This is a genomic window from Microcystis sp. M169S2 (genome assembly GCF_020245865.1).
Classification (GTDB): Bacteria; Cyanobacteriota; Cyanobacteriia; order Cyanobacteriales; family Microcystaceae; genus Microcystis; species Microcystis ichthyoblabe_A.
The window spans coordinates 1-25179 of record NZ_JADBUB010000107.1; the positions used below are offsets into that span (position 1 = coordinate 1).

Genomic DNA, 25179 nt, shown 5'->3' on the forward strand with positions numbered 1-25179 from the left:
AATAGAAATTTTTTCTTTCTTCCAGACATCGATAATTTTTTGGCGAAAATCTACGGAATAGGGTCTCATAGGAAGCTGGCGATTTCTATTATTTGTCTATTTGCTTTTCATTGTACCTTATAGCTCCAAGAAGTGCTATAACTGGATTTAGTATAAATTACTCGTTAAGATTGCAGGGGAGCGGCGATCGCCTGTTCCCGATCGCTGGCGGTTTCGTAGGCGATCAGGAGGGTAAGGATATTTTCTTGCCGGGCGATCGCATTCTTCCCTAGGGTGTGTTCCCTGAAAACATGACAATTTCAAGGTTAACCAATATTTGGGAATGCACCACCCCTACCATTTATAATTCGGGAACATTTTCCTGTTCATAATTTTTTATTAATATTCCCAAAATTTCCATTAAAGAAGCAAGAGGATTATTTTCATTTTCTCCTATTTCATCTATCAAATTATCTAACATAATTACTAATTGTTCATATTCTGATTCATTGCGAGGGATAAAGAGTATTTGCTTTAAGTTTGTCCAAGCTTGCCGTGTTTTCTCTATATCTATCGTCGGCATTTTTTTACTCCTTCCATTTATTTTTGTCCTATTCAGCATGAGTTAAAACTTCTCGAATATAAATTTTTTGTCGCTTGTAATGAATCGCCGCTATGAGTCTAATCTTATTTCCACCTTGGAACCCCCTAAGCTACATCTACATACTCACAGATCGACACTGATTCAGGAACAGTTAATCCATCTTCTTTTAAGCCTTCCAAATGAAAAATTATTGCCTCAGCAATTAATTGTTTAACTTCTTCTAATGTTTCTGCAACCGCAACACATCCGGGAAGATCGGGAACATAAGCACCGTAGCTATTTTCTCCTTTTTCAATAACAACTGCATATCGCATTATATTTTGTCCTCCTCAATTTGAGCTTGTCGCCATATATTTTTAAGAGTCCCAATAGGAACATCAACGCTGGATTTCGACCAACAAAGCAAAGGTTTGAGCTATCACCACTACAATAAAATCACTACTCACCCGCAGCAGATAAAGCCATAAGTCCCGAAAATATTCCCGTTAATTAGCTTTAACTTTCTGCCCGATTGTATCGGCAGTGGTAGTAGAAACCATGGCCGCCATGACTTGTTCGGGGGAAACCGTAAAAGGCAGACGATGAATGTCCGAATTAGGCTGACAGGCAATTGCGGCCGCGTGGCGCAATTGGGCAAGGGAAACATCTCTTAATCCTAAATCCTCTAGGGATTTCGGTAAACCAATTTGTTCATAAAACTGGATTAGTTGTCCCCGGGCCGATACTGCCAATTGATTGCCCAAAACTATTTCCTCTAGACGCAATTGGGCGAGGATGCCGTAGGCGACCTTTTCCCCGTGCAGGGCATGATGGCAAGCGGGAATATGGGTTAAACCATTATGAATTGCATGGGCGGCCACGGTACGACAATTAGCACCCCCTAAACCACCAATTACTCCGGCTAATAAAACGGTGGCATCTACCACCTGTTTCCAGTCCTCCCCGCCGATATTTTCCAGAGCTGCCGGGGATTTTTGGAAAAGGATATCCCGCAAAACCCGGGCCTGTTGGACAGCGGCAATGATCAGGGTTTCTGTGGAATGACCGCTACTGACGGAAGCTTCGTACCATTTAGCGATCGCATCGCCAATACCAGCGATTAAGGTTCTTTTCGGGGCAGTTTGGATAATACCGTAATCGAGAATTAATAAATCCGGACAACGGGCTAGGGACAGATCGTAAAGAAACGCCCCCGCGTCAGAATAGACGTTAGATAGGGCTGTCCAAGCGGCACAGGTAGCGGCGGAGGTGGGAATCGTGGCGATCGGCAAATGGCACTGATGGGCGAGTAATTTGGCCGTATCGAGGGCCTTGCCGCCACCCACACCGATGATAAAATCTGCCTCATGACTCTTGACAGATGCCTTTAAATATGCTAGGGAATTTTCCGAACAATCGGGGGCGTAACTGTGATAGCTAGGAGTGAGATTTTTCAGGGGAGATGACAAAAAAGCTAGATTGCGATCGCCGCCCACCACCAGGGGACATTTGCCCAAATCCGCTAACTTGCCGGTGGATTCTTCTAGGGCATTGTCACCCCGAATCACTTGTGCGGGGGCGATTAACAGGGGCAAAACAGCGACAGCATTGGACATTTTTTGACAACCTCAAGGATTATTGGCTAATTTTAGCGAAACTTTCGGGAAAAAGCTGTAGTTCAGGAGTATTATCCCCCGGGGCGGAGAAGGATTTTTTAATCTGTCCCAGGTACAAAGGAGCAGATAAACCGGGCTGAGGGTGAACAAGAGTGCGAGCGCTAATGATAAATTGATTATTACCGCCAGCACCGGCGCGACCGGAGGAAAACAAGTCACTAGCGGCTTGTTTTAGGGTTGCTTCCACCTGCTCGGGAGTAACAGTATTGGGCAGGGAGATAACAGCTTGATTAGCTCCGTTATCATAGACAAGGGAGAATCTCACCGCTCCCGGAATTTCGGTACGGGTAAATAATCCTAACCCAAGACCGAAAATCCCCACCGTCAACACGGCCATAAAGCTAGTGACACCGACGAGACGAAAGCGGATTCCCCAACCGACGAGAAAAGCGATAATCGTGAGTACCAAAAAAACCAGCGTGGCAATACCGGACCATTGGGTGTATTTGGCAAAGTTCAGGGGAATGTCCATATTTTCTATAATACTGATTCTATGAAAACGGTTAGCATAAACCATTGTACCTATCCTGTTGTCGAAACTTTCCATTCTGTCCAGGGCGAAGGCTTTTGGACGGGAAGCAATGCTTTTTTCCTCCGTTTGGGAGGTTGCGATGTCTATTGTCCTTGGTGCGACCAAAAAGAGTCTTGGAATGCCCACCGTTATCCCCAAAAATCCCTGGGGGAATTGGTAGAGATGGCAAAAGGGGCTAACCCCGCTATGGTGGTGATTACCGGGGGTGAACCTTTAATGCATAATCTTGATCCTTTGACCAAGGAATTAAAAAATCAGGGTTTACGGGTACATTTAGAAACTTCTGGCGCTCATCCTTTTACTGGGGTTTTCGATTGGGTGACTTTTTCTCCTAAAACTTATAAAATGCCCGATCCTAGTATTTATACACGGGTAAATGAGTTAAAAATTGTCGTGGCTAATCCAGAGGATTTAGAATGGGCAGCTATGCAGGAAAGTAAGTTATCGGAAGGGGTGATTAAATATCTACAACCCGAATGGAATACAGTGGAAAGCAAAGAGTTAGTCTTTAATTATGTTCTCCGGCATCCCCAATGGCGTCTCAGTCTCCAAACCCATAAGTTTTTAGGAGTCCGCTAGTCAGTTATCAGTTATCAGTTATCAGTTATCAGTTATCAGTTATCAGGAGTCAGTTATCAGTTATCAGGAGTCAGTTATCAGGAGTCAGTTATCAGGAGTCAGTTATCAGGAGTCAGTTATCAGGAGTCAGTTATCAGGAGTCAGTTATCAGGAGTCAGTTATCAGGAGTCAGTCTCGATGAAAAAATTTTCACCCCCAGAGATGAAAGAGGTTTCCTTCCCTACACCCCACACCCCACACCCCACACCCTACACCCTACACCCTACACCCTCTTTCAAGTCAGGAGATTACTTTTTATTTATTCTCCCCAATCCCCAATTCATAATTCATAATTCCCAAACTCTAATTGACTAACAAGAGGTTAAATACTATGTCTAACAACAATTCTGAACGAGTAGTGCGTCGTGGTCGAGTTTTTCCAGAGATGCAATCTACAGAGGAAGAAAAGGCCAAACATCGCGCCCGACAATTAGAATTTTATCATCGTTGTTGGCCGATTTTTCAGAGTTTACAGCCCCGGTTAATGAAACATTATTATGGTTGGTACATTGCGATCGAACCCGATAGCGGCGATTATTTTATCGATCCCGATCAAGAAGTGGCCAGTAAAAAAGCAAGGGCAAAATATCCCGACAAAATTCATCACATCTTTGGCATTAATGAAACTGGAGTTAGTGGCAGAATATGATTGAAGGGAGATTTGGAACCAAAGGACAAATTTATTTTGATATCGATTTAGTTGGCGATGATGGATTGATTCTACCCACAGAAGTCATTCTGGATACGGGTTTTACCGAGTTTTTAGCCATAAATAGTCAAGATGCTGACAGTCTTGATTGGCGTTTTTTGCGACAAAATAAATTGATAACCGCTCAAGGAGAAGCATTTTTTGATATATATTTAGGCAGAGTAAGAATTGATGGTCAGGAATACGAAATTCCCGTTTTTGCAGGGGAGGCAATTAAGGAGATTTTGTTAGGTTCGCGGTGGCTAAAACAATTTATCTTAGTAGCTAATTATCAACAAACACAGGTGACATTAGGATAATGACAAAAAAGGCGATTATTTTACTTTCTGGGGGATTAGATTCAGCGACAACAGCAGCGATCGCTTTAGCGGCTGGTTATCAATTAATTGCCCTTTCCTTTCGTTATGGACAAAGACACGAGCGGGAATTAGCAGCGGCGAAAAAAATTGCTAATTTCCTCGAAATTAAAGAACATCATCTGATCGAAGTCAATCTATCTTTGTGGGGAGGTTCCGCTTTAACGGATCAATCTATTGCTATTCCCCAAGAGGGAATTAACCCGAATATTATCCCGATTACCTATGTGCCGGGGAGAAATACAGTTTTTATTTCGATCGCTCTTTCTTTAGCGGAAGCAAGGGAAGCGGAGGCGATATATTTAGGAATTAATGCGGTGGATTATTCCGGTTATCCCGATTGTCGTCCCGAGTATTTAGAGGCCTTTCAAACTTTAGCTAATTTATCATCGAAAGCGGGTTTAGAAGGGAAAGCACCCCAATTAATTGCCCCTTTGGTGATGGATAGTAAGGTAGATATCGTCCGGCGTGCTGTTAGTTTGGGGGTTCCCATCGCTGATACTTGGTCTTGTTATCAAGGAGAAGTTGAACCCTGCGGTTTATGCGATTCCTGTCGCATCAGAGATCAGGCTTTAATTGAGGCTGGTTATCCCGAATTAGCTACTTCCTTCTTGAAACAGTCAGGAAAAGGAGGCCGATTGTGAAAAATGGGGATAATCTAGGCGATTAAATGTTCAATGAGGATTTTACTGCCGATTAATATTAAAACTAAACCGCCGAGAATTTCCACCTTTTGACTAAATAAATTACCGAATTTATGCCCGATAAAAACAGCTATAAAACATAAAGCAAAGGTAATAGAACCGATAACAGTGCAAGCTAAAAGTAAGGGAGTTTTAATCATCGATAGACCCAAACCAACTACTAAAGCATCGATGCTAGTAGCGATCGCTAATCCGATTAAAGTATAGGAATCTAGAGGATTAAATTTTTTTTCCTCGTCATCATTTTGAACAGCTTCGTAGATCATTTTACTGCCGATCGCCCCTAAAATAATAAAAGCGATCCAATGGTCAAAAGAGGCGAGGAAATCGCGACAGGTTAGGCCGATCCCCCAACCGATCATCGGCATAATCGCTTGAAATCCCCCAAAAAACAAAGCAATTTTCAAAGCCTTATTAACATGAATATGACGAATCATCAGGCCACTGGTCAGAGAAACAGCCACAGCATCGGCGGCTAATCCCACGGCTACAAAAGAAATGGTCAAAAGTTCGACTGAAGTAAACATCTATAGTTGTTTATCCTTTAATTTCCCCCTATCTTAACTAATTTTTCCCCAGAAAACTTTCATATTTCTCTCATGATCCTCTCATTTATCTATCATTTCTCTAACCTAAGTAGGTAGGCGTTAAAAGTTGTCAGATACCCCCACCTATCGGTACCCCCCTTATCAAGGGGGGCAGGGGGGATCGAACCTAAAATCCATTTTTAATTTAATTATAACCAGCTACTTAATTAGTGAGAGGATCGAATGGAAAACGTTTAAAAGCATATTACTGGTTCCTCACCGATCGCCTGTACCTGATGGATTGCTTCTGGGGTAAAACTGATAATATCCTCAGCTTCTAGGACTTTTTCAGCCGCTACTGCGATTTTATCAGGAAATTCAGCCGTAGGAGTGCGACTAACCGGTTTTCGGAGTTAACTAACCAATGCTGCTGTTTCATAAATTCCCCCGAATTTTTTCCCAGACACAGTTAAGGAAGATACTTTTTCCCATCATCGATCATCCCGTCTGCCTTTAAGGTGGCGAACGCTACCATATAGGGAAAGTGCCAAGTAAAAAATTATGATAATTTCGAGAATTACTGGAGAATGAGGTGGGAGAGAACGGTGATAAAATTAGCTAATTGACTCCCCTAACTTAAGCCCCCAATAACCGCTCACCGAAAATATGGCTGATTTTTTTAACACCTATGGTTTTTTAATTGTTTCAATGATCTTTGGGTCCATCTTAGGCATTTCAATTTATCTGCCCTTAATGGCTGGTCAATTATCCTTAGCAACCCCCGGTTTTTATGCTTTAGGTGGTTATGTGGCTGCCATTCTTTCCACGAAAGTTTTTACTAATACTGGTAGCAATTATCCCCTGGCTTTGGTATTTTTAGAAATGTTAATTGCTGGCATTATTTCGGGAATATTAGCCATAGTTTTAGGTATTCCTGTTCTCCGTTTGCGAGGTATTTATTTAGCTATTGCCACGATCGCCTGGGTAGAAATTTTGAGAATTATTGCCCTTAATCTCGAGATAACCGGCGGTGCGGTTGGTATTTTCGCCATTCCCCAACCCTTCACTACTCAATTAGCCTACCTTTGGCTGGCCTTGCCCCTCTTATTCCTAACTATGCTGTTTCTCTACCGGTTAGAAAACATCAAAATTGGTCGGGCATTTAATGCCATTCGTGCCGATGAATTGGCGGCCGCGGCCATGGGAATTAATCCCACCTATCACAAAGTTTTATCCTTCACTTTCGGGGCAGTTTTAGCGGCAGTGGTGGGAGCGGTAAGCGCCCATTTTCTCAATACATGGAATTCCCGTCAAGGAACTTTTGATGCCAGTATTATTTTCTTGGCTTTCGTTTTAATTGGTGGTTCCAGAACTTTTGTCGGGCCGGTGGTGGGAGGCATTGTTTTAACTGCTTTGCCCGAAGTTTTACGCGCCCTCGGTGGCGTGAATGGTTTACCAATTTGGTTGGGTAATTTCTTGCGCGATGGTCGTTTGATTATCTTTGGAATTTTAATCGTTTTGGGAACGATTTTTTATCCCCAAGGCTTAATTACACCTGAATTAATCAAAAAAATAATGCCTTTTAAAAGACGTTCCTCTCTTAGTCAATTTGATTCCTAGTTATGGATCAATGTTGTCGATTGGATTCCTTTTTAATTAATGATATAATAGGATAGTTTATACCCCTTTATATTCTCAGTCATCTCCGAGAATGACCCGCCAAATTCACGACCAATTTGCCAAGGAATATTTAGAGGAACTGTTAGCGCCTCTAGGAACCATAAAAAAGAGTAAGAAAGTGAAAAGTGAGGTTCAAGAAATAGATGTCTGGTTTGAACCGGCCAGTTCACCATCAAGGACCGAACTCCCTTTAGGTTTACTCGGAAAAATGGCGGCGACTTCCTGTTTGTTTGAACCTTTCCGTAACCCGCCCTCAGAAATAGAGATTCGCAGTTGTATATCAAAGTTATATACTGTTCATAATGACCTGTTAAGAAAGGCGAAACGGGCAAACAAAACTCTGACGGTCGCAGAATTGCCAGTTTTATGGATTCTCACCCCCACCTTTTCAGCTAGAATGATTCAAGGATTCAGGGCTGACAGCGATGAGAGGAATTGGTTAAAAGGGGTTTACTTTTTAGCTGACTTCCTCAAAGTGGCAATCGTTGCCATCCACCAGTTACCAGTGAGTGAAGACACTTTATGGTTGAGGGTTTTAGGAAAAGGAGAAACACAAAAAAGAGCCGTAGAAGAGTTAGTTCAATTGCCAGAAGATAACTCTTTTAAAGAAAATTTGTTAGAAATTCTAGCCAACTGGCGTAAGAATTTGGAATTGAGAGATAATTTAAGTAGCGAGGAACAGGAGGACATCATGAACCTATCACCAGCCTATCTAAAACAGCGAGAAGATTGGAAAATAGAAGGAAAACAGGAAGGCACTTTAGAGGGACAACTCTCGCTGATAGCTAGTCTTCTGGAAGGGCGGTTTGGAACCCTAGATTCGGAATTGTCTGGTCTAGTTGAACAGATTGCCCAACTTCCCATCTCAGAACGCACCGGGTTACTTCTTTCTTTAGTGAATTTATCCCGCTCTGAACTGTTAGAAAGATTGAGAAAAGATTAAAGTTTTAGTCCGCTCAAGCCATGAATTTTCATGCCAAAATCCTGATGGTAGTTTGTCTGCTGAGTTACTGTCATGGTCAAATCTAGCATTCCCTCAGACGCTCTAGCCGTGGGTTGGATTGAGCTATTATTATTGAGCAGGTATTACCAATCGGCTCAAAAGGCGAAACCCAACCAAGATTGTGAAAATATTCCGGGAAGTTGTTGGGTTTCCTTGCGTCAACCCAACCTACGAGTTTTACCGCCACTTCCACCCTACTGATAAAAATTTTATTTCCTGTATCTCTATTGTAGCAGATATCGGATGAAAGGATAAACCATCCTCCTTGAAATTATGGAAATTGAGAGAGTTATGTAAAAAATACCCCTTCAACTGACTGAATCAAGGGGGCATTTATGGTATTTTTAGAAGCAATTTAGCCAACTTTTGTGGTTTCTTTTCCGGTGGATTTAGAGGGCTTCAGTTTGCGTTTGAGGGTTGAAGCTGCGCCTAGTGTGCCGAGGGCGAGGAGGCTGAGAGTTGAGGTGGGTTCGGGGACATGAACCAAAGTAGCTTTTAAGACATATTGTGTTGTTGCAGGAGCTTCAGTTGTTGTACCCTGTCCATAATTAAAGACACCTAAATCGAGGTGGGACGTAGGTTCATGAGGATCTACTGCTAGGAATGAAAGTTGAGACGAAGGCAAACGAACAAAAGAGAATTGTACAGGCCACTGATTTTGAGGTTCCCTATGAGGTGCTATTTTATGAATAATTTCTGATATTGTTAAATTAGCTCCGTCTGCTTGACCCTTAGGAACATTAATTACACCAGACCCTTCAGTTACCTTAAATTGCCAATGTTTTCCAGTAACAAACCATGTACTTAATGGGCTGGCAGTTGAATTTAAGAAAACATCTGCACGAAAAAAACTGGGAGTATCTTCAAAAATATGTTGACCCAAAATGTCAGCTTGAGCATTAAACTGAACACCAATGGTACTAATTATCGTAGCACTTCCAAGCAGAGCTAACTTCTCTAATAAGTTAGATATACTCATGAGATTTCCTCCAGAAAAACTTTATGTATCAAACAAGTGGGGGATGGTTTGTGGTGCTTGCTTACAACCCAACACCAAAGGGAGATAGCAGAAGCATACACACTCCCCCCCCCACAACTGTAGCAAAAGCTACAATTTAATAAATCTTTATATTCTTCTCCCTCGCTTAGTGGGACTTAGACAAAAAACAAATCGATAAAAGCTTCAACTCCAATCCCCGCTTGGGATTTACTTCGAGAAGCCCAAAATCGCTGAAACCCAGATATATCAAGGAAAATCATAAATTGAGGTTAACCCTTTGTCCCGTAATGGTTTGAGCCTTTTTTGCTGCCCGAAAATACCTAAGTCCCATTAGGGATTCACAGGGGAAAGAGTTTCAGGTATTTTCCCCTGTTTTACTGCTTCTCAAGCGACCTATCGCCTTCCGTGAGGGATTGTGGCGCGGTGTGTCAGATTCGGTAATAGGGTTCAAAATTTCGCTAACATTGTTAGGTAATTATTTATTAACTGTTGTTAAGTCTTGCATCTCCCCGGTAGGCATGATTTCTAGACTTAGAGGTTATCTTGGTAGTTGGGAGGGTGTATTATACATCGCTTGCGATCGCAGTATAATTTCTTAGTTTATGGAGTTAGAGTCAAAAGATGGAGTTCGAGTGGGATGACCAAAAGAACAACATCAATATTGAAAAACACGGGATCGACTTTAATTTTGCCAAGGAAATCTTTTCAGGAGTCTGGATATCAAAACCTGATAATCGCAGAGACTACGGCGAAGAAAGATTAATCGCTTTGGGACTTTTAGGAGAATTTGTCCTAGTTGCAGTGTACACTCTACGAGAACAGAAAATACGGCTTATATCTACAAGACGCGCTAATGCAGAGGAAAGGGGAATTTATTATGAGTATGTCGAGAGAGGAACAATTAAATATCCTTGGTCAGATGAAAGATTCTGATATAGATTATTCAGATGTACCTGCTACTGATGCCGAATTTTGGCAAGAAGCTACTGTTAATTCTCCTCTAAAAGTTCCTGTAACTCTGCAGCTTGAACCCTCAGTTGTTGCTTGGTATAAACAGCAATTTCCCAAAAAATATCAGACTTTAATTAATGCCGTACTAAAAAAATATATGATAGAACATAATTGTTAAGTGCGATTTCCGGTTCATAGAAAACTTTTACTTGAGCCATATAGCGGTGTGCAGTCGTATGAGGTACAGTTTCACGAGCTATAAACCATGCTAGGCAAAGCTTGGTTTGTATCTCACTCAAGCGCTTACCGCTATAAGTGTTTTCCCTTAAGCAGAATTTACGCCGCCTCCAGTTCATAATGCAAGACCAGAAGCTCATCGCCTGGCAGAATAGCCATCGCATATTCCCGCCCCTGACTGTCAGAAAATTCCACTAAATATTGATAGCGCGAACCTTTTTCATACACCTCAACCACTGTTCCCACCTGTCCGCTTGGCAAGCTGGGGACAGCCTCATAATCTGGCTCAACCAAAGTCAATCGCTCCCGAGGGACGGAGTTGAGGATGGCAACCGTATCTAAAAGTTTGATGTCTTTCATGGTACTTCACTTGATAAAGGCAGAAATTAGACGAGGGTTGGGATTAATTAAGCTGATTTCCCAGATAGTTCGCAGTTGTGTTCCTTCCCGTTCTGGTATCGTCCAATCCACTTTAAACTGCTGGCCGAATTCCGTGACCGCTTGTTGCACAACTTCCCCCTCCAGGGCAGCCTGTGAGATAAGCGATCGCAAAACCTCAGCGTTCTCGGCAGTTATTCCCAGACGAGAGCGAAAGACTCTGGCTTTATTTTTTCCTCTGGAATGTTCTGGATTTAAGCAATAGCCAATCAGTTTTTCCATCGAGATTTCTGCCAGTTCCCCGTTGGGTAATTTCATCTGCGGCACTCCGAACTTTCTGACTTCCCTCAGAGCAACTCGATTCGCAATTGGCGGCCCACCACAGAAGCCGCCCGTTGGATAGTATCGAGGGAAACGCCCGTCTTTTCGGGGTCGAGGAGGCGGTCAAGTTGCGCCCGACTGGTCTGCATCCGCGCCGCCATCTCCGTTTTGGTCAGAGAGAGCCGTTTCATCTCCTCAGCCAACTGCCGCAACCGTACCCGTTTGAGTGCCACCGCACTACAGTCCTCGTCAAGACCTTCTTCTTTGAGAAAATCATCGAAATCGGAGCCAGTATGGGGGTTAGCGGTCATATTTTTCCTGTTCCTTCTTACGATTGAGAGCTAAATCGATTTCCTGTTTTGGGTTTTTTTGGGACTTCTTGATGAAAGTGAACGGCACAGGGGCAGCCGATGGGAAAGCTAAACTCTACGTCCTTGATATCGCTGCCAATAATCCGGCAATCTTCACGGCCGAGGGTTTTCCACCAATCTTTGACTGGCTCCGACCCACCTTCGGCTCGAAAAAACTTGGCTGGCAGCCTTTTCAATCCTTACCTTCTCAGTTATATGGTACATCAATCGGATTAACGAGATCGTCAACGGTCGCCCGGAAATCACTGGGAGTACCGCCCTTCGATTGGCGAAATATTGGCAAGTTTCCCCATATTTCCGGCTGAACCTGCAAATTCGTTACGATCATCTCCCCCCGCAAGGCGCACGAAGTGGTCTCCCCACCTCCCCCCGCAACGCGCACGAAGTGGTCTCCCCACTCCCCCATCACCCCACTTCATAATTCATAATTCATGAATTGCCCCTACTCCCTACTCCTGTCCCCTAACCCACCCTGCTGATACGGATATCCCCCTTCCGGCTAATGTAAAGAAAACGTTACAGTAACAAGTAAAGCCCAGTAGCCAGGAAGCCGTCGATCATGTTTGAATACTTTAACCAGAAAGCTATCAAAGCGGTGATGTTCGCCCAAGAGGAAGCCCGTCGTACCGGTCACAGTGTCGTCGGTACGGAGCATTTGCTCTTAGGATTGATAGGAGAAGCCACCGCCACCGCAGCCTTGATTCTCAAGGATTTAAAAGTTACCCTGCACGAAAGTCGCCGCCTGATTGAAGGAATGACCGGTCGTGGCAGCGGTTACAGTCCCGTTAATATCCCTTTTACCCCGAAAGCGAAAAAGATGTTCGAGCAAGCATTTCAGGAAGCTCGACAATTAGGGGAACAGGCGATCGCACCTGAACATCTATTACTCGCTATCACCAGCGATCCCGAATCCCTAGCCGCTAAAATTTTAATTATGCAGGGTGTTGATTTGATCAAACTTCGCGGCCTTTTAATTAAAAATGCCGGGGAAAAAGTCGCTAGTGGTCGCTTCACGGCCAAGAGTGACTATGAAGACCAGAAAAATGCTCCCCAAGGCGGGATTTTAGCCCAATATGGTCGCAATTTAAGCCAAGAGGTCAAAAATGGCAAAATTGACCCTGTAATCGGTAGAGAGCCAGAAATCGAGCGAGTTGTCCAAATTTTAGGCCGTCGTACCAAAAGTAACCCGATTTTACTGGGTGAGCCGGGGGTGGGCAAAACAGCGATCGCTGAAGGGTTAGCACAACGCATCCATAATGGCGATATTCCCGAACTTTTGCGGGATAAACAGGTAATTGCCCTCGATATGGGGTCTTTACTGGCAGGAACCCGTTTTCGCGGCGATTTTGAGGAACGTTTAAAGGGTATCGTGGAGGAAGTTCGCAAATCGGGCAGTATTATCCTGTTTATCGATGAAATTCACACTCTTGTGGGTGCTGGTAGCATGGGGGGAGCTATGGATGCTTCTAACCTGCTTAAACCTGCTTTAGCTCGCGGGGAGTTACAGTGTTTAGGAGCCACCACTCTCGATGAGTATAAACAGCATATTGAGCGAGATGCGGCTCTAGAAAGACGTTTTCAGCCAGTTATGGTGGGAGAACCAACTAAAGAGCAGGCGATCGAGATTTTACGCGGTTTAAAAGCCACCTACGAGGATTTCCATCAGGTAAAATACGATCAAAAAGCGATCGAAGCTGCTGTTCATCTATCCTCGCGCTATATCAATGATCGCTTTTTACCGGACAAAGCGATCGATCTTCTCGATGAAGCGGGATCCCGCACCCATCTACGCTATTCCCTGCAAAGTAAAAGTCCCGCAGAGGTTAGCGAAGAATCACCCCTAATTAACCCCGAATCTTTAATTCCAGTGGTGGATGCGGAGGAAATCGCCCAAATTGTCGCCGCTTGGACTGGTATTCCCGTTACCCAATTAACTGAAACTGAGTCAGAATCGCTCTTAAATCTGGAATCTCAACTGCACGAGCGGATTATTGGTCAACAGGAGGCAGTAAATGCCGTTTCTCGTGCTATTCGTCGAGCGCGAGTAAATTTAAAGAATCCTAACCGTCCGATTGCCTCGTTTATTTTTGCCGGTCCCACGGGAGTTGGTAAAACTGAATTAACGAAAGCCTTAGCTAAGTTACTCTTTGGCTCGGAATCCAGTATGATTCGCCTAGATATGTCGGAATTTATGGAATCCCACACGGTTTCTAAGTTAATTGGTGCGCCTCCCGGATACATCGGTTACAATGAAGGCGGTCAGTTAACGGAAGCAGTGCGTCGTCAACCCTATAGAGTGGTCTTGTTTGACGAAATCGAGAAAGCACATCCCGATGTTTTTAATCTTCTCCTGCAACTGTTAGAAGATGGTCGTTTGACCGATTCCCAAGGTCGTCGGGTGGACTTTAAGAATACCCTAATTATCATGACCTCGAATATTGGCTCAAAAGTCATCGAAAAGGGCGGTAATAGCTTAGGATTCGAGATGGCTGACGATTTTGCTCAATCGCGTTACCAACAGATTTCTAATCGGGTGACAGACGAGTTAAAACAATATTTCCGTCCCGAATTTCTCAACCGTCTCGATGAAATCATTGTTTTCCGACAGTTAACTCGCGAAGAAGTTACCCAGATTGCCGATATTCTGATCGCAGATCTAGCCAAACAATTGATAGAAAAAGGCATTTCTGTGCAAGTTACCGCCGCTTTCAAGGATTTGGTCATCAATGAGGGTTATGATCCTAGCTACGGTGCGCGGCCTTTACGTCGTGCTTTAACTCGACGCTTAGAGGATAGTTTAGCGGTCGCGATGTTATCGGGAAAAGTCAATTCTGGAGACCATGCGCTATTAGATGTAACTGCGGACGGTGTGGTGACAGTCTCTAGTCATCAGCGCTCCGAGCAGAGCGATATTCTCTCGCAATTACAGTTACAACCGGTGGGTTAATCCGCTCAAAAATTGCTTTTTCCGGGGTTGAAAATTTTTCAACCCCGATTTTTATAATCTAGGCAAAATAACTTCTAGGGGAGCGGGAATCATCTCGGTGCGAAAGTCCAGAATCTGGACTAGGATTAAATAGGCAACGGCGATTAAAATCGAAATCGCTCCTGTGATAATGGCGATAATTTTACCAGAATTCATATAGTTAAACGTTAATTTCCTGAGATTGCCGCAAAAGCTACCGAAATTTATTCTCATCTACGATTGCGAGCCTAAACAATTGAAACTGAGGATATCTTACAGCACAATTCTCCCGGACAGTTGAGACAAGGGAGTGCATCTCGGTAAAGCTGTCCCTTGAAAATTTGACAGGAGATAGTGTTTGCGGCTCAAGACATAGACTTAACTCTATGGTCAAGCTTTAAATTATTTTTTATTTGAATCTATGCAACCAGCAAAACCCTTGTTATAATCGCCAATATATGGTATGAAACCAATTCCATCCACTGCATCGGCATCCCCAAAGTTGATCAACCTCGCTTTGTTTTAAGGCAGGCTAAGGCCTGCCTTACTTTTTATCGGTGATCAGCAACCAGTAAGCAGAAAATTGCCATTTAATACCGATCACTGCTTAGACTGTCCACGGAAAACTCACATCTGATCACTGGTAACTGGTAACTGATAACTGATAACTGATCTGATCCCCTAGCGTGATAAGCTGTGTATTGGCTAATTTTACAAAAAATTAAGACTTTCCCCTTGTGGGAGTTATCAGCTAAAACCCAGAGTAGACATAAACAATGGTAGCGACAACAGAAACTAACGTTGGTAAAATCGTCCAGATCATCGGTCCTGTCATCGATGCCGAATTTCCCAGTGGCAACCTGCCCCGTATTTATAATGCCTTAACCGTAAAAGGAACCAACTCCGCCGGTCAAAATTTATCCGTTACTTGTGAAGTGCAACAGTTACTTGGTGACAACCAAGTGCGGGCCGTTGCCATGAGTACCACCGATGGTTTAGTGCGCGGTATGGATATCGTCGATACCGGCGCAGCGATTAGCGTTCCCGTGGGTAAATGCACCCTCGGTCGGATTTTTAACGTTCTTGGTGAACCCGTGGACGAAAAAGGACCGGTTAACGTCACCGAAACCTCTCCTATTCACCGTCCCGCTCCCAAATTAGTCGATCTTGAAGTAACACCGACGGTTTTTGAAACCGGTATCAAGGTAATTGACCTGCTCACCCCCTACCGTCAAGGTGGCAAAATCGGCCTCTTTGGGGGTGCTGGTGTGGGCAAAACCGTCATTATGATGGAATTAATCAACAATATCGCCATTCAACACGGGGGTGTCTCGGTTTTTGGCGGTGTGGGTGAAAGAACCCGCGAAGGAAACGACCTCTACAACGAGATGATCGAATCGAAGGTAATCAACGCTGATAACCCCGAAGACTCGAAAATTGCCCTCGTTTACGGTCAGATGAACGAACCCCCCGGAGCGAGAATGCGCGTCGGTCTCTCTGCTTTGACCATGGCCGAATATTTCCGCGATGTCAGCAAGCAAGACGTACTCTTATTTATTGATAATATCTTCCGTTTCGTGCAAGCCGGTTCGGAAGTATCGGCGCTCCTCGGTCGGATGCCTTCTGCGGTAGGATACCAACCCACCCTCGGCACTGATGTAGGCGACCTGCAAGAGCGGATTACCTCCACCAAAGAAGGATCGATCACTTCCATCCAAGCGGTCTATGTACCGGCGGATGACTTGACTGACCCCGCTCCCGCTACTACCTTCGCTCACTTGGATGGAACTACTGTACTATCCCGTGGTCTGGCTTCCAAAGGTATCTATCCGGCGGTAGATCCCCTCGGTTCCACCAGCACCATGCTCCAAGCTGATATCGTCGGTGATGAACACTACGGCACCGCTCGCGCCGTCCAATCTACCCTGCAACGCTATAAAGAGTTACAGGACATCATCGCTATTCTCGGTTTAGACGAATTGTCGGAAGAAGATCGTCTCACCGTTGACCGCGCTCGTAAAATTGAGCGTTTCCTCTCGCAACCTTTCTTCGTGGCGGAAGTGTTCACCGGTTCCCCGGGTAAATACGTTACCCTCGCTGATACGATCAAAGGTTTCCAGATGATCCTCAAAGGTGAACTCGATAGCTTACCCGAACAAGCGTTCTATATGGTCGGCAATATCGATGAAGCGATCGCTAAAGGCGAAAAACTCAAAAAAGGCTAATTAAAAGTCAGTAGTAACCGCTAAACGCGGTTACTTAACCCAGAAATCTGCCAAAATTATCGTTATTATCACCAATGAGCATTACAGTACGGGTTATTACACCCGATCGCATTGTCTGGGATAACGTGGCCGAAGAAGTAATCCTACCCAGTTCCACGGGACAATTAGGTATTCTTAGTGGTCACGCTCCTTTATTAACTGCCCTGAATATTGGCGTAATGCGAATTCGACCGGGGAAAGACTGGGAAAATATCGCAGTTTTGGGCGGTTTTGCCGAAGTCGAAAATAATGAGATCAAAGTCCTCGTTAATGGGGCGGAATTAGGCTCAAAAATCGATAAAGAAAAAGCTCGCGCCGAATACGAACGGGCCCAAACTCGTCTCGATGAAGTCAGTAAAGGGGATGACCGTCGCAAAACTATCCAAGCGCAACAATCATGGCGCAAAGCTCGCGCTAGATACCAGGCCGCTGGCGGTTTAGTATCGGTTTAAACCCAACCAAATCAAATTAAATTCAAGCAAAATCGGGCGGGTTTATATAAACCTACCCGATCGATTTTTTAGCCTTTAGCAATCAGCTTTTAGCCATTTTTCTGCTTACTATCAAGATTATCTAGCTAACGGCTAACAAGCTGATTAATTGCTACCACTAAAAACAACTTCGGGGAATTTTAACTGTGCATCGGCCATGGGGATTTGTCGGCCTTGATTGCGTAACTCTTGCCAAAAATTAATTACTTCTGTGGCTTTGTTGAGAACATCAACGCGATCGGACTCATCAATCCAGTGTTTTGCTTCTAACTCCTCTTGCAGTTGTTGCCAAGCATCATTGCGCGGCCAGAAAAAATAAGCGGTGAGGGGGCTAGTTCCTTTGCCGACCACCTGATCTACAGCGATCGCTACGTTCTGATCTAACCACAATACTTTTAAAATAAACTTTGATTCGGAACTGACTGTCATTGTTAATCGTTAATCGTACAATTCTCGATTATATCATCTTTTGACTCAATTTTCCGCAGTCAGTTTTTAACTATTTTTTCCTATTTTTTCGCCAATAACCGCTATGATTCCCGAAACAGACTCTTTAGCTTCTAAACAAATCGGTGTGGCCGTAATTAGAGATGATCGAGATTTAATTTTAATCGATCGCCGTCTAGCCAAGGGACTCCTGGGCGGTTTTTGGGAATTCCCCGGCGGCAAAATCGAAGGCAATGAAACGGTGCAGGAATGTATTAAACGGGAGATATTAGAAGAAATTGGCATTGACATCGCAGTGGATAGTCATTTAATCACCATCGATCACACCTATAGTCATTTTCGGGTGAATCTACAAGTATATAACTGTAGTTATCTCAGCGGCGAAGCGCGGGCGATCGAATGTGAAGAAATCCGCTGGGTAACTATCCAGGAACTAGATCATTACACTTTCCCCGCTGCCAATCAAGAGATTATCAGAGCCTTAAAAGACATGGTAAACTCGAAATGATTGCTGTTAATCGTCGAGTGATTATGCTTAATCCTTCTATTCGTCAAGAACCCCGCTACGAACCGGCCGCGGTTATTCCCCTAAAAAAAGACGCTTCCATTGTCGAGTGGTTAGAAAAAAATAATCGCATGATTCCCCGGGATAAAATCGCCGAACCAGATCTGACTCTCGAAGAAGATGTGGAACTATCTGAACTGATGGATGTCGATGATATCGGTTATGATGACGACGAGGATGAATTAGTCTTAGATGAAGATTAATCCCGTCTTCTTTGGCAAATTTTACCCTTATCTGGCGCTTTAGTCGTGAACGCTAACATTTTTTCCGCCCCTATCTTTAAAAAACCCACTGGAACCCATCTGCTGATTCTACTAACGGGATTACTATTTCTGTTAGTAGTTTTTTTTCAGTCCACTAATTCCCTGTTATTCCCCCTGATGGCCACAACGTTAATCAGTGGTGGTCTTGGTTGTCAAGTAGTCCCGATGCTGCGGCGCTTGAAAATGGGTCAGATTATGCGCGAAGATGGACCCCAAGCTCATTTAAAGAAAGCAGGAACCCCGACAATGGGAGGCAGCTTTTTTGTGCCAGTAGCCCTTATTTTCGCTTTAATCTGGTCTAAATTCACTCCTAATGTGGTGGCGGTTGCTTTGCTGACCTTTGTTTACATGGGTATCGGTTGGTTAGATGATTGGCAAATTCTGCGTTATAAGTCGAATAAGGGCCTATCTCCCCGGATGAAGTTAATTTTACAGATAGCGGGGGCGGTGCTTTTTTGTCTCTGGATGTTGGTCAATCAGGTGAGTACCGATATCACCCTTTGGGGTCGATTAGTGATTCCTTTGGGCTTTTTCTTCTGGATTTTGGCGGCATTTGTCCTTGTGGCTGAAAGTAACGCCACTAATCTCACCGATGGGGTGGATGGATTAGCGGGGGGAACTGGTGCGATCGCATTTTTGGGTTTAGCCATTATTATCGCTCCTAGTCATCCAGATTTGGCGATTTTCTGCACTTGTTTTGCTGGTGCTTGTCTAGGCTTCATTTTTCATAACCGCAACCCCGCTAAAGTGTTTATGGGTGATACCGGTTCCCTCGCTTTGGGAGGTGCTTTAGCTGCGGTGGGTTTAATTACTGGACATCTCTGGGGATTATTTTTAATTAGTGGTCTCTTCTTTCTGGAATCTCTTTCGGTAATCGCTCAGGTTATCTATTATAAAGCCACAAAAGGACCCGATGGCAAGGGCAAAAGATTGTTAAAAATGGCTCCTTTTCATCATCATTTAGAATTAAGTGGTTGGACCGAAACCAAGATCGTGGGAGCTTTTTATCTGGTTAATGCGCTTTTAGTTGTCTTGGCTATTTGGAGCAGTTAATTAAGCACTAAAGGAAAGACCACAACCGCAGGTATTTTGGGTGTTGGCATTGGTAAAACGGAAACCACCACCCATGAGATCTTCTGAATAGTCTAATTTTAAAATTTGTAGGTAGCGATCGCTGTCAGGATCGACTAAAATATTAATACCCTGACTTTGATAAAAGCGATCGTTTTCTGCCGCAATAGGGGTTAATTCGAGATGGTAGTGAAGTCCCGAACAACCACCGTTTTTTACGGCCAAACGCAGATAGGAACCAGTCAGACGACGGCTTTGACTCCAACGTTCAATTTCTCTAGCGGCGGCGGGACTTAATTCGATCATTGTTTTTGAGACTATTGTAATAATAATATCAAGTTATTGTGAAGTTATACCACAGTTGTTGTCCAACTTTATGTTAAGAAATATGTGACTAATAAATGGCGGGGGTAGCTGACAATTTTTAACACAGAAAACGGGTTTCTCAAAGAAAACGGGTTTCTAAATAGTTTCTTGAAGAAACCCGTTTTCTAGGTGACTTAGAAGGATAGAATGCTCCCTAAAGCTGGTAAAGTACCAGCAAATCCAGTAATATTTATCAATAAATCATTGCTGGATTGGAAGCCATCTGTGCCACCATTAATCAGAAACGGTAATGAGTCCTGTGGGACGACAAATGACGGTGATTCGCAGTTAGAAACCCACATTCCGTACTAAAAAACAAGGACAAAGAAAATAAGAAAAACTCTCATGACAACAGATAATACTGGCAAGTAGCAGCTCCCAAAAAGCCTAAAAGCCTCTCTCGCTCATGGGTTAGATTGATAATTTGGGGACAATTATCCAGTACAACCCAATGAATCCCCCTCAAACATTGAAAAATCCAAGGCAATGTCGGACGCTGAGTCGGCTTTCCCAACTGATTCGGCACCGTCTCCTCTTGCTCTTCTAGAGCTAGTCTCAGTGGACGTTGCCCTAGGTTGTACACTAACAAACACAACGCCATAATCAAGGCTAATGCCATAATCCTCTCAAACGACTAGACCTGCATTGATTTTAGTGGTGTCTTTTTCTCCAAGTTGTTGATTTATATAGTCCACAATGCCTAGCTCATCAATGATAGCAGTGATCATGCCTAAATGGTCGAGATTTTTAACGGTTAGTTGAGTCATTGTCAGGTGAGTGACTGGTTGATTTGATTGTAGCTATTCCGTCGCTATTTCTGAGTTTATTTTTTACCTCCTCTTAACCAGTACGGAATAGGGGTTAAAATAAGTGTGTCTGCACTATATTTTAATTAGGTCTGTCAATAAGGGCAAGTCGGCTGCGAAACGAAAGACACTTTATAATCAGTAAACAGTAAAAAGACAGTAGGAAACTTCTATTTAATACTGCACACTTAAAAACTCACATCTGATAACTCACATCTGATAACTGATAACTGATTGAATACCCACCGAAACTTTCTATTTCTGTAATGGTTAATTCCTTAAAAGGGGTTTCTGGTCGCAGGTATGGACAAGCTGGCTATCCCAAACCAGAGGGGAAAGATGCTCTTTGATCTCCTAGTCATTTTGTTTCTTCTCTGGGAGGTGCGCTTTATGAAGTTCTCAAGTGCTATATTAGGGATCAAGAAAAGCCGTCGTAGAACGACGGGGTTTTAAACCCAAATTTTCGATAAACACGGCCAATCAATCAGATGGATTTTTTACTGGAAGTCGGTACAGAAGAACTACCCGCAGATTTTGTCGATAGCGCGATCGCACAATTGCAGGAAAGAGTTAGCAAGAGTTTAGAGACTGAATCTCTGGACGCGACTGCTATTCAAGTTTACGCAACCCCGCGCCGTTTGGCCGTGTTAATCACAGGATTACCGACGGAGCAAGAGGCTCGCAGCGAGGAGATCAAAGGACCGCCAGTTAGTGCCGCCTACAAAAATGGCCAAGTTACCCCCGCAGGTGAGGGTTTTGCTCGGAAACAGGGAGTTAGCACCGCTGCTTTCTCCATTCGTGCCACGGACAAAGGAGAATTTGTCTATATTGAAAAAACGATTCCGGGTCGTCCAACAGCCGAGATTTTAAGCGAATTAATTCCCCAATGGATTACTCGTTTGGAAGGAAGACGTTTTATGCGTTGGGGAGATGGAGATTTAAGATTTCCTCGGCCAATTCGTTGGTTATTAACTTTAGTGGATGGGGAAGTTTTGCCCCTAGAATTAATTAATGGCTCTACCACTTTAACCAGCGATCGCTTAACTTTTGGTCATCGCATTCTACACCCCCAATCCCTAGCCATTAGTCACCCCCAAGCATATTTAACCAGTTTGCGATCGATTTTTGTGGAAGCGGATCCGCAAGTGCGTCAACAGATAATTACTGATCAGATTAGCACCCTAGCTAAAAAGCTGGATGGAGTGGCAGAAATTCCCGCCGATTTATTAGCAGAAGTGACTAACTTAGTCGAATATCCCACGGCAATTGTCGGCAAATTTGACGATGAATTTCTGGAATTACCCCCGGAAGTAATTATTACCGTGATGGTGACACATCAGCGTTATTTCCCGGTGAAAACTCCCCAGGGTTTGTCACCCTATTTTATTACTATTTCCAATGGCGATCCCCAGAAATCTGAGATTATTTCCGCGGGAAATGAAAGGGTTATCCGCGCGCGGTTAGCCGATGCCAGATTTTTCTATACTGCCGATTGTGATGAACCCTTAGATAGTTTCCTTCCCCAACTGGAAACCGTCACTTTCCAAGAAGAATTGGGAACCATGCGCGATAAAGTTGATCGGATTATGGAAATTGCCCAGATGATCGTCGAACAGTTAAATCTCGATGAACAAAGTCGCAGTGATATAGAGTCCACTGCCATGCTTTGTAAAGCGGATTTAGTTACCCAAATGGTTTACGAATTTCCCGAATTACAGGGAGTAATGGCTGAAAAATATGCTTTAATTAGTGGCGAATCTGCTGTAGTTGCCCGGGGCATTTTTGAACATTATCTACCTCGCAATGCTGGGGATATACTCCCGGAAACAATCACCGGTCAAGTGGTGGGAATTGCCGATCGCTTAGATACTTTAGTCGGTATTTTTGGACTGGGAATGCTGCCCACTGGTTCCTCAGATCCCTTCGCTCTCCGTCGGGCTGCCAATGCAATAATTAGTATTATCTGGTCAGCCGATTTTAATATCAATCTTTTGGCATTAATCGAGCAGATAGCTCAGGATTTTGTCACCAGTCATCCCGATAAACCCAACCCAGTCAATCTGATTAAAGATTTCTTTTTACAACGTCTGCAAACTCTCTTAATTGATGATTTGAGGATAGATTACGATCTCGTTAATGCAGTTTTAGGGGAAAACGATCCAGAGTATAAGTCTCGCGCTTTAGAAAATTTATTAGATACCCGTGAACGCGCCCGCTTTTTATGCCAAATTCGTCAGGATGGTCAGTTAGCCAACATCTATGAAACCGTCAATCGCTCCACCCGTTTAGCACAAAAAGGAGATTTAGATACAACCACCCTAGAAGTCAAGGGAATCATCAATAAGGAGTTATTTGAACAATCCTCCGAACAGGCATTTTATAACGCTTTAATTGCCCTAATTCCCGAAACTATCAGCGCAAGAGAGCAAAGAGATTATCAGCGTCTCGTCACTGCTTTAACGGCAATTTCTCCCCTGGTGGCTGACTTTTTTGATGGCGAAAATAGTGTGTTAGTGATGGCAGAAAAAGAATCTGTCCGTCGCAATCGTTTAAATCTGTTGGGTTTACTGCGAAATCACGCCCGAGTCCTAGCAGATTTTGGGGCAATTGTCAAGGGATAATTCAGTTATCAGTTATCAGTTATCAGTTATCAGTTATCGGTTATCAGTTCACTGATTACTGTTCACTGAAAACACTTCATAATTCATAATTCATAATTCATAATTTATAATTCCCCACTGATAAATGAAATGGCCGATTTTGAACTACAGCAACAAGTCCAAAGATTACATCGACTGACAGTATGGGGTCGTTGGTTATTCGTGTTGGGTTGTTGGTTAGTGATTGGTTCGGCGAGTTTATGGGTTTTATGGGATGATATAGCCTTAATGCGGCAATATTTTACTTGGACAGCCCTAAGATACGCTTTAGCTTTCAATTACTGGCCTTCTATCGGTCTAGCCTTTTGTCTTGCCATTACAGGAGCAGTGTTAGTCTGGCAAAGTCGCAACATTATTTTAGGACTTTCCCCCAGAGAAAAACTGCGCTTAGAGCAACGGGTGCGGAAAATTCGGGACGAAGGGTCGCGTCATCCCCTCTGGCGCTGGATCTTAAAAAGCAGGGAAAAAGACTTACAATGATAAAGCTTTGCTGAAAGCTGACGGCTAGAACCCCCACTAGATATAATTCTTTACTCAAAAACTCTTGACTTTTGAATCAACTTATGACCGTGACTCCCCAAGCTCCTCCGAAAACTCGCCGCGTGGTTTTTCCCTTCACCGCTATTGTCGGCCAGGAAGAAATGAAATTATCCCTAATGCTCAACGTCATCGACCCCAAAATTGGCGGGGTGATGATTATGGGGGATCGAGGTACGGGAAAATCGACCACGATTAGGGCTTTAGCCGACCTTTTACCAGAAATTGACGTAGTTGCTAACGATCCCTTTAATTCTGATCCCAATGATCCCGATTTAATGAGCGATGAGGTGCGGCAAAGGGTGGACGAGGCCATCCCCTTGACCATTGCCAAGAAAAAAGTCACTATGGTAGATCTGCCCCTCGGTGCGACGGAGGATCGGGTCTGTGGCACGATTGACATCGAAAAGGCCCTGTCAGAAGGGGTAAAAGCTTTTGAACCAGGATTGCTGGCCAAAGCTAACCGCGGCATTCTCTATGTGGATGAAGTCAATTTACTTGACGATCACCTCGTCGATGTGCTATTAGATTCGGCCGCTAGTGGTTGGAATACGGTGGAACGGGAAGGAATTTCCATCCGTCACCCGGCCCGGTTTGTTTTGGTGGGATCGGGCAACCCAGAAGAGGGAGAATTGCGCCCACAACTGCTTGATCGCTTCGGAATGCACGCCGAGATTCACACCGTCAAAGAACCACCTCTACGGGTCAAAATCGTGGAACAGCGTGCGGAATTTGATGGCAATCCCCTCTCGTTTTTAGAGAAATACAACTTAGAACAGGAAGAACTGCAAAGAAAGCTAGTGGAGGCCCAGAATCTTTTGCCTTCCGTGGAGCTTGATTATGATCTGCGGGTGAAAATTTCCGAGGTTTGTTCCGAGTTAGACGTGGACGGATTGCGCGGCGATATCGTTACCAATCGCGCCGCTAAAGCTCTGGCCGCTTTAGAAGGACGGACAACTGTGACGGTAGATGATATCCGTCGGGTAATTGTTCTCTGTTTACGTCACCGTTTGCGGAAAGATCCGCTAGAATCGATCGATTCTGGTTATAAAGTCTTGAAAGCTTTTAATCGCGTCTTTGGATTAGAAGAAAATTCCTAAATCTAATTCACCCTCTCTG

Annotated in this window: 35 protein-coding genes and 2 pseudogenes; 21 read left to right on the forward strand and 16 right to left on the reverse strand. The window is 44.0% G+C overall.

The window, feature by feature from the left end:
• Nucleotides 1–147: 147 nt before the first annotated feature.
• The 6 genes from IM485_RS11115 to IM485_RS11140 form a co-directional block, all read right to left on the reverse strand.
• Entirely contained in the window at nucleotides 148–303 is a 156-nt protein-coding gene (locus IM485_RS11115) for a hypothetical protein (RefSeq protein ID WP_287743045.1), read from the reverse strand.
• A gap of 37 nt (nucleotides 304–340) precedes the next feature.
• Complete coding sequence (locus tag IM485_RS11120; RefSeq protein WP_287743048.1) at nucleotides 341–562, reverse strand: hypothetical protein; 222 nt, start codon at nucleotides 560–562, stop codon at nucleotides 341–343.
• A gap of 28 nt (nucleotides 563–590) precedes the next feature.
• On the reverse strand, nucleotides 591–665 hold the full coding sequence (locus tag IM485_RS11125; protein WP_223210750.1) for a type II toxin-antitoxin system HigB family toxin: 75 nt from the start codon (nucleotides 663–665) through the stop codon (nucleotides 591–593).
• A gap of 22 nt (nucleotides 666–687) precedes the next feature.
• Nucleotides 688–897, reverse strand: a complete 210-nt coding sequence (locus IM485_RS11130) for a type II toxin-antitoxin system HicB family antitoxin (RefSeq protein ID WP_002750184.1) — start codon at nucleotides 895–897, stop codon at nucleotides 688–690.
• Between the two features lie 171 nt (nucleotides 898–1068).
• On the reverse strand, nucleotides 1069–2178 hold the full coding sequence (locus tag IM485_RS11135) for an iron-containing alcohol dehydrogenase family protein (protein ID WP_104396176.1): 1110 nt from the start codon (nucleotides 2176–2178) through the stop codon (nucleotides 1069–1071).
• A gap of 19 nt (nucleotides 2179–2197) precedes the next feature.
• Nucleotides 2198–2755: a Ycf51 family protein gene (locus IM485_RS11140; protein ID WP_002781770.1), complete on the reverse strand. Its 558-nt coding sequence runs from the start codon at nucleotides 2753–2755 to the stop codon at nucleotides 2198–2200.
• Here IM485_RS11140 and IM485_RS11145 point away from each other — a divergent pair.
• The 5 genes from IM485_RS11145 (at nucleotide 2732) to queC (ending at nucleotide 5097) form a co-directional block, all read left to right on the forward strand.
• Nucleotides 2732–3349 (forward strand): 7-carboxy-7-deazaguanine synthase QueE, encoded by a 618-nt coding sequence (locus tag IM485_RS11145; RefSeq protein ID WP_104396177.1) that lies wholly within the window; start codon nucleotides 2732–2734, stop codon nucleotides 3347–3349. The two genes, IM485_RS11140 and IM485_RS11145, sit on opposite strands and share 24 nt — an antisense overlap.
• A 177-nt stretch (nucleotides 3350–3526) precedes the next feature.
• Nucleotides 3527–3703: a hypothetical protein gene (locus IM485_RS11150; protein WP_170915473.1), complete on the forward strand. Its 177-nt coding sequence runs from the start codon at nucleotides 3527–3529 to the stop codon at nucleotides 3701–3703.
• Between the two features lie 16 nt (nucleotides 3704–3719).
• Nucleotides 3720–4037 (forward strand): hypothetical protein, encoded by a 318-nt coding sequence (locus IM485_RS11155; RefSeq protein ID WP_002799114.1) that lies wholly within the window; start codon nucleotides 3720–3722, stop codon nucleotides 4035–4037.
• The gene (locus IM485_RS11160; protein ID WP_104396178.1) at nucleotides 4034–4396 is read left to right on the forward strand and encodes an aspartyl protease; all 363 of its coding nucleotides are present in this window, start codon (nucleotides 4034–4036) and stop codon (nucleotides 4394–4396) included. The genes IM485_RS11155 and IM485_RS11160 overlap by 4 nt, the downstream gene beginning before the upstream one ends.
• Nucleotides 4396–5097, forward strand: coding sequence for a 7-cyano-7-deazaguanine synthase QueC (queC, locus tag IM485_RS11165; protein WP_287743053.1), 702 nt, complete (start codon nucleotides 4396–4398; stop codon nucleotides 5095–5097). The genes IM485_RS11160 and queC overlap by 1 nt, the downstream gene beginning before the upstream one ends.
• Nucleotides 5098–5111: 14 nt before the next feature.
• Here queC and IM485_RS11170 read toward each other — a convergent pair whose 3' ends face one another.
• Nucleotides 5112–5684: a manganese efflux pump MntP gene (locus IM485_RS11170; protein ID WP_287743056.1), complete on the reverse strand. Its 573-nt coding sequence runs from the start codon at nucleotides 5682–5684 to the stop codon at nucleotides 5112–5114.
• 666 nt (nucleotides 5685–6350) lie between these two features.
• Here IM485_RS11170 and IM485_RS11175 point away from each other — a divergent pair.
• The 3 genes from IM485_RS11175 to IM485_RS11185 all read left to right on the forward strand — a co-directional run bounded on the left by IM485_RS11175 (nucleotide 6351) and on the right by IM485_RS11185 (nucleotide 8568).
• Nucleotides 6351–7304, forward strand: a complete 954-nt coding sequence (locus IM485_RS11175) for a branched-chain amino acid ABC transporter permease (RefSeq protein WP_287743058.1) — start codon at nucleotides 6351–6353, stop codon at nucleotides 7302–7304.
• Nucleotides 7305–7395: 91 nt separating this feature from the next.
• On the forward strand, nucleotides 7396–8307 hold the full coding sequence (locus IM485_RS11180; RefSeq protein WP_061430168.1) for a hypothetical protein: 912 nt from the start codon (nucleotides 7396–7398) through the stop codon (nucleotides 8305–8307).
• 72 nt (nucleotides 8308–8379) lie between these two features.
• On the forward strand, nucleotides 8380–8568 hold the full coding sequence (locus IM485_RS11185; protein ID WP_104396182.1) for a hypothetical protein: 189 nt from the start codon (nucleotides 8380–8382) through the stop codon (nucleotides 8566–8568).
• A 154-nt stretch (nucleotides 8569–8722) separates the two neighbouring features.
• On the opposite strand, the gene IM485_RS11190 is transcribed toward IM485_RS11185, so the two are convergent.
• Entirely contained in the window at nucleotides 8723–9346 is a 624-nt protein-coding gene (locus IM485_RS11190; protein ID WP_238141920.1) for a PEP-CTERM sorting domain-containing protein, read from the reverse strand.
• A 642-nt stretch (nucleotides 9347–9988) separates the two neighbouring features.
• Between IM485_RS11190 and IM485_RS11195 the strand changes: the two genes are divergently transcribed.
• Both IM485_RS11195 and IM485_RS11200 read left to right on the forward strand, forming a co-directional pair.
• The gene (locus IM485_RS11195; RefSeq protein WP_061430167.1) at nucleotides 9989–10300 is read left to right on the forward strand and encodes a BrnT family toxin; all 312 of its coding nucleotides are present in this window, start codon (nucleotides 9989–9991) and stop codon (nucleotides 10298–10300) included.
• Nucleotides 10287–10496 carry a BrnA antitoxin family protein gene (locus tag IM485_RS11200; protein ID WP_238141924.1) on the forward strand — a complete coding sequence of 70 codons (210 nt, stop codon included), beginning with the start codon at nucleotides 10287–10289 and terminating at the stop codon, nucleotides 10494–10496. Before IM485_RS11195 ends, IM485_RS11200 begins: the two co-directional genes overlap by 14 nt.
• Before the next feature lie 158 nt (nucleotides 10497–10654).
• Here the strand turns inward: IM485_RS11200 and IM485_RS11205 are convergent, their stop codons facing one another.
• Genes IM485_RS11205 through IM485_RS11215 form a run of 3 tightly spaced genes read right to left on the reverse strand, consistent with a single transcriptional unit; the run spans nucleotide 10655 to nucleotide 11565 of the window.
• Nucleotides 10655–10915, reverse strand: a complete 261-nt coding sequence (locus tag IM485_RS11205; RefSeq protein WP_002794897.1) for a DUF4926 domain-containing protein — start codon at nucleotides 10913–10915, stop codon at nucleotides 10655–10657.
• Between the two features lie 6 nt (nucleotides 10916–10921).
• Nucleotides 10922–11251, reverse strand: coding sequence for a DUF6883 domain-containing protein (locus tag IM485_RS11210; RefSeq protein WP_002794896.1), 330 nt, complete (start codon nucleotides 11249–11251; stop codon nucleotides 10922–10924).
• Nucleotides 11252–11280: 29 nt separating this feature from the next.
• Entirely contained in the window at nucleotides 11281–11565 is a 285-nt protein-coding gene (locus IM485_RS11215) for a helix-turn-helix domain-containing protein (RefSeq protein WP_104396185.1), read from the reverse strand.
• A 71-nt stretch (nucleotides 11566–11636) separates the two neighbouring features.
• On the opposite strand from IM485_RS11215, the gene IM485_RS11220 reads away from it, so the two are divergent.
• On the forward strand, nucleotides 11637–11930 hold the full coding sequence (locus tag IM485_RS11220; RefSeq protein WP_192575977.1) for a hypothetical protein: 294 nt from the start codon (nucleotides 11637–11639) through the stop codon (nucleotides 11928–11930).
• A gap of 254 nt (nucleotides 11931–12184) precedes the next feature.
• Nucleotides 12185–14572: an ATP-dependent Clp protease ATP-binding subunit gene (locus tag IM485_RS11225; RefSeq protein WP_287743075.1), complete on the forward strand. Its 2388-nt coding sequence runs from the start codon at nucleotides 12185–12187 to the stop codon at nucleotides 14570–14572.
• 51 nt (nucleotides 14573–14623) lie between these two features.
• Here IM485_RS11225 and IM485_RS11230 read toward each other — a convergent pair whose 3' ends face one another.
• Nucleotides 14624–14767 carry a hypothetical protein gene (locus IM485_RS11230; protein WP_287743077.1) on the reverse strand — a complete coding sequence of 48 codons (144 nt, stop codon included), beginning with the start codon at nucleotides 14765–14767 and terminating at the stop codon, nucleotides 14624–14626.
• 599 nt (nucleotides 14768–15366) lie between these two features.
• On the opposite strand from IM485_RS11230, the gene atpD reads away from it, so the two are divergent.
• Together atpD and atpC are read left to right on the forward strand one after the other, a co-directional pair.
• Nucleotides 15367–16815: a F0F1 ATP synthase subunit beta gene (atpD, locus tag IM485_RS11235; protein ID WP_287743079.1), complete on the forward strand. Its 1449-nt coding sequence runs from the start codon at nucleotides 15367–15369 to the stop codon at nucleotides 16813–16815.
• A 74-nt stretch (nucleotides 16816–16889) separates the two neighbouring features.
• On the forward strand, nucleotides 16890–17306 hold the full coding sequence (atpC, locus tag IM485_RS11240) for an ATP synthase F1 subunit epsilon (RefSeq protein WP_002735380.1): 417 nt from the start codon (nucleotides 16890–16892) through the stop codon (nucleotides 17304–17306).
• Between the two features lie 144 nt (nucleotides 17307–17450).
• On the opposite strand, the gene IM485_RS11245 is transcribed toward atpC, so the two are convergent.
• Nucleotides 17451–17774 (reverse strand): 30S ribosomal protein PSRP-3, encoded by a 324-nt coding sequence (locus tag IM485_RS11245; RefSeq protein WP_002760450.1) that lies wholly within the window; start codon nucleotides 17772–17774, stop codon nucleotides 17451–17453.
• Between the two features lie 103 nt (nucleotides 17775–17877).
• On the opposite strand from IM485_RS11245, the gene mutT reads away from it, so the two are divergent.
• From mutT to mraY, 3 genes are read left to right on the forward strand one after another with little or no spacing between them, the layout of a single operon-like run.
• Complete coding sequence (gene mutT / locus IM485_RS11250; protein ID WP_104396188.1) at nucleotides 17878–18300, forward strand: 8-oxo-dGTP diphosphatase MutT; 423 nt, start codon at nucleotides 17878–17880, stop codon at nucleotides 18298–18300.
• The gene (locus tag IM485_RS11255) at nucleotides 18297–18560 is read left to right on the forward strand and encodes a DUF3134 domain-containing protein (RefSeq protein WP_002735746.1); all 264 of its coding nucleotides are present in this window, start codon (nucleotides 18297–18299) and stop codon (nucleotides 18558–18560) included. The genes mutT and IM485_RS11255 overlap by 4 nt, the downstream gene beginning before the upstream one ends.
• 45 nt (nucleotides 18561–18605) lie before the next feature.
• A complete protein-coding gene (gene mraY / locus IM485_RS11260) occupies nucleotides 18606–19673 on the forward strand; it encodes a phospho-N-acetylmuramoyl-pentapeptide-transferase (RefSeq protein ID WP_287743082.1) in 1068 nt (355 codons plus the stop codon).
• Here the strand turns inward: mraY and IM485_RS11265 are convergent, their stop codons facing one another.
• The 3 genes and pseudogenes from IM485_RS11265 to IM485_RS11270 form a co-directional block, all read right to left on the reverse strand.
• Nucleotides 19674–19997 (reverse strand): HesB/IscA family protein, encoded by a 324-nt coding sequence (locus IM485_RS11265; RefSeq protein WP_002766059.1) that lies wholly within the window; start codon nucleotides 19995–19997, stop codon nucleotides 19674–19676.
• Nucleotides 19998–20191: 194 nt separating this feature from the next.
• A pseudogene (locus tag IM485_RS23000) lies at nucleotides 20192–20299 on the reverse strand (bluetail domain-containing putative surface protein); the annotation flags it as partial.
• A gap of 384 nt (nucleotides 20300–20683) precedes the next feature.
• The gene (locus IM485_RS11270; protein ID WP_104396191.1) at nucleotides 20684–20824 is read right to left on the reverse strand and encodes a DUF4277 domain-containing protein; all 141 of its coding nucleotides are present in this window, start codon (nucleotides 20822–20824) and stop codon (nucleotides 20684–20686) included.
• A gap of 269 nt (nucleotides 20825–21093) precedes the next feature.
• Between IM485_RS11270 and IM485_RS11275 the strand changes: the two are divergent.
• From IM485_RS11275 to bchI, 4 genes and pseudogenes are all read left to right on the forward strand, one after another.
• Nucleotides 21094–21300, forward strand: a pseudogene (locus IM485_RS11275) (transposase); the annotation flags it as partial.
• 51 nt (nucleotides 21301–21351) lie between these two features.
• Complete coding sequence (gene glyS / locus IM485_RS11280) at nucleotides 21352–23484, forward strand: glycine--tRNA ligase subunit beta (protein ID WP_287743085.1); 2133 nt, start codon at nucleotides 21352–21354, stop codon at nucleotides 23482–23484.
• A gap of 129 nt (nucleotides 23485–23613) precedes the next feature.
• Nucleotides 23614–24003 carry a hypothetical protein gene (locus tag IM485_RS11285; RefSeq protein WP_194017933.1) on the forward strand — a complete coding sequence of 130 codons (390 nt, stop codon included), beginning with the start codon at nucleotides 23614–23616 and terminating at the stop codon, nucleotides 24001–24003.
• Nucleotides 24004–24086: 83 nt separating this feature from the next.
• Nucleotides 24087–25160: a magnesium chelatase ATPase subunit I gene (gene bchI / locus IM485_RS11290; protein WP_002803387.1), complete on the forward strand. Its 1074-nt coding sequence runs from the start codon at nucleotides 24087–24089 to the stop codon at nucleotides 25158–25160.
• Nucleotides 25161–25179 lie beyond the last annotated feature (19 nt).